The sequence below is a fragment of the Shigella sp. FC1967 genome, assembly GCF_001743005.1.
Classification (GTDB): Bacteria; Pseudomonadota; Gammaproteobacteria; order Enterobacterales; family Enterobacteriaceae; genus Proteus.
The window spans coordinates 1-3,074 of the sequence record NZ_MIIZ01000805.1; the positions used below are offsets into that span (position 1 = coordinate 1).

Sequence of the window (3,074 nt, forward strand, 5' to 3'; positions counted from 1 at the left end):
TTGAGAACAACTTGGCATAAGTGATTGCATATCACAAATTAAGCTTTGTGTTAAAAAATTTAAAATGATAGTGCACTGTTTAAGATCATATTCTTCAATCCACATTTTAAAAAAATAAATAGGTTCAAAATCAAGATTAATATAGCTACGATAAAGGTTTCTTAACGTTGAGGCATCAAGAGAAAGCAGCTTAGCAAATGCTTTTGCTTGTAAAGCAATATTAATACCCGCTCGAATTTTCTTTCCATTTTCACCTTCGAGTAGATTATTTATCTCATTCTCAATTCCTGCATTTAATTGCGCACCTAATTTCTTTTTTCTTAGTAACTCTCGTAAAACCATCACGAGATCACTTTCATCTGGAAAGATTTTACGCAAATATTGGAGCAATTCTTGCAAACTTCGCCCTGATTTTCTAAATAACATTATTACTTTATCTAGTTTTTTATCAGCTCCCTCTTCTGCAATATATAATGTGCTTTGCCCTCTATTGGCTTTTTTATCTAATAGCTGACCAAAACGTTGTGAAAAAAGAGTAGCAACCATCGACATATCATCAGATATCTCTATTAACTGATTTTGATAATTTTGGTTTTCACTAATTTTAGGTTGTTTATATTCAGTTTCTTGTTGGCTTTTTTTACTAACATTACTAAGTGCAGACTGTGTTGAGGTTGAGGTGCTAATTGGTCCAATCATGATATTACCTCATAAAAGCCTGAAGTTGTTTTAATGCCTGAGACGTTTTTTTATCCATTGGTTCAAATGGATTTTCAGTGATAGAGCCTAAAGATTCAGTTTGCATCTTTTCTAATAAACGGGGTTGTAGCATAAAAATACGGATCATCTTTTTATTATTATCAGATTCATACCTGAAAGCTCGACCTATTAAAGGAATTGCACTTAGAAAAGGAACTTTACTTTCTGCTTTCACATTATCTTCTCGGGTATATCCACCTATTAATAAGCTTCCACCTTCCGAAACACGAGCAACAGTACTAATATTTGTACGATTAATCACAGGAAGTTTTTCAACACTTTCATCATTCCCATTGTCATCTTTTTTTTTCTGCACCATCTTCAAGATTAATGATCATTTCAATATCTTTATTTGAATCACCAATACGAGGTAATACACTGATCATCGTGCCAAATGTTGTTGATTCTAATGAAGCAACTCGTTCACCTTTTATTTGAGTATAAAAAGTTGTATTGTTATCAAAAATAGCAGGGGTATTTTCTTGTGTTAATAACATTGGGCGAGATACCATTTGAGCCTCACCATCTTCACTCAATGCTTTTATTTTACCTAAAAAGTTAAAACCAGAAGCCGCACTTAAACTTGCTGTGTTAAAAAAGAAGCCGCCTTTGCCAGCGCCATAACTAGCTTGCCAATTAACACCTAAGCTATCAGCTTTATTTTTAGAGATATCAATTATCCATAATGATAATTCGACTTGTCTTTTCGGTTTATCTAATTGAGCAATAAGTGAACCGATTAATGCCAACCCCTCTCGACTTGTCTTCACTAAAAGACTGTTTGAACCCGGTAATGGCACTAATTCGACGTTATATTGTCCTATTTTAGTGATAATAGGCGCATTAGTTTCTTCACTATCATTTATCGCTTCATCGTATTTCTGACTATCATTATTTTCTAGCGTTTGATGAGGATCTTTCACTGGTCTTGTTATTTCTTTAGAGGGCATAAATAGCTGCTGTAAGACAGACGTAATACCCGGTAACACGACTTGTTTATCGCGTAAAGTATAAGTTCTATCTTGTACAAAGGTATTTTTTTAATGGAAATATCTGTACAAATTCATCCCCATAGCGAGAACTCCCCACGGGTACTTGATTATTGGTATTTTCATCAAGTTGCTCTTGTACATCATTATCTAAAAATACAGCTGCGGCTTTAACTAATTTAATATAAACAGGAGGGCCAGAAATATAAAAAGTACGTTGATCTCGACCTGCACGTAATGGATAGCGCTGATCATATAATCCTACATCTTGTAAATACTCTTTTAGCTCGATTAACCCTATGTTTTTTACCTGAAAGAGTTCCTGTAATATCTCACTGCTCTCATAAATATAGATTGATTTTCCATCATTAAAATAGAGCAATGACAACCGTTTCACCATCAATTCAAATGCTTCTTCTGGTGAAGAAATATCAAAATTTCCAGTTATTCTTTCCTTTTTTACAGCATTACTCAGAATAAAAGGTTTATTTAACTTATCTGATAATACAAGAAAAAAATTGTTCTACTCGTGTATCAACAGCAATAAATACATCAGGTTTTTTTCACCTGATGTGTATAAATAACCTTCCCTTCCGCGGCTTGAATTTGAAAAGAAAAGCTACAACATAGTGCTAGCCCAATAGCACAATAAATTTTATTTTTTATTTTCATAAAGATGTTGACCAATTCGACGAAATTCTGTTGGTGTAATACCAAATAACGTCTTAATTTCATTAGAAAAATGAGATGCCGAACTAAATCCATTATCAACAGCAATTTGTGTTAATGATTCATCAGTTGATAGCGTGGTTAAAATTGAAGATGCGGCACGCCATGAACGTAATTGGCTTTTCCCACAATTACCTAAATAACGCTTACACAGTCGTCTAAAATGTGTACCTGATACTCCATATCGCTCTCCAATTTGTGCAATATTACTTTTCTTTTCATCTAAATAACTAATGAGATGTAAAATAAGCCAATAACTTTCACTATGTCTTATTGTGACAAATAGAGGCTCTAATTGGCTTTCTGGTTTTATTGCTTCATTTATTAATACATATTCTAGCGATTTATTAGCATCGTCTATATAAAAAATCTGCTGATTAATATCAAATTCAGATCCTATTGCGGTCATTTTTGAAAAATCACGGGCATAATCAATAAATGCTAATAATCTTGCACAAATAAAAAATGATCGTTTTTCTATTTTCCATGATTGATTTTCAGACTGAAAAACAACATTTTTCATTTTTTGAATTTATAAATAAAAGCCTTTTCCTTTTATAATTTTTAGTTCGTTTTTCTTCATCATATATTTTTTAA

General features: G+C 32.5%; 5 protein-coding genes and 1 pseudogene. All 6 read right to left on the reverse strand.

Features of this window, described 5'->3' with window-relative positions:
- Positions 1-699: type III secretion system gatekeeper subunit SctW (sctW, locus tag BHE89_RS13370; RefSeq protein WP_128860534.1), on the reverse strand; the 699-nt coding region annotated here is incomplete at its 3' end.
- Positions 700-703: 4 nt separating this feature from the next.
- Positions 704-1,078: a hypothetical protein gene (locus BHE89_RS25775; RefSeq protein ID WP_286146127.1), complete on the reverse strand. Its 375-nt coding sequence runs from the start codon at positions 1,076-1,078 to the stop codon at positions 704-706.
- Positions 1,056-1,709, reverse strand: a complete 654-nt coding sequence (locus BHE89_RS25780) for a hypothetical protein (protein ID WP_286146128.1) — start codon at positions 1,707-1,709, stop codon at positions 1,056-1,058. The genes BHE89_RS25775 and BHE89_RS25780 overlap by 23 nt, the downstream gene beginning before the upstream one ends.
- A gap of 67 nt (positions 1,710-1,776) precedes the next feature.
- Entirely contained in the window at positions 1,777-2,136 is a 360-nt protein-coding gene (locus BHE89_RS25785; protein WP_286146129.1) for a hypothetical protein, read from the reverse strand.
- 12 nt (positions 2,137-2,148) lie between these two features.
- Positions 2,149-2,226 (reverse strand): annotated as a pseudogene (locus BHE89_RS27095) (hypothetical protein); the annotation flags it as partial.
- 177 nt (positions 2,227-2,403) lie between these two features.
- Positions 2,404-3,000, reverse strand: coding sequence for a helix-turn-helix domain-containing protein (locus tag BHE89_RS13380; RefSeq protein WP_286146130.1), 597 nt, complete (start codon positions 2,998-3,000; stop codon positions 2,404-2,406).
- Positions 3,001-3,074 lie beyond the last annotated feature (74 nt).

What these genes read in the sequence shown, in the direction of transcription:
- BHE89_RS13380 (WP_286146130.1), bottom strand. Translation starts at nt 3,000, where the DNA reads ATGAAAAATGTTGTTTTTCAGTCTGAAAATCAATCATGGAAAATAGAA.
- BHE89_RS25780 (WP_286146128.1), bottom strand. Translation starts at nt 1,709, where the DNA reads ATGCCCTCTAAAGAAATAACAAGACCAGTGAAAGATCCTCATCAAACG.
- BHE89_RS25775 (WP_286146127.1), bottom strand. Translation starts at nt 1,078, where the DNA reads ATGGTGCAGAAAAAAAAAGATGACAATGGGAATGATGAAAGTGTTGAA.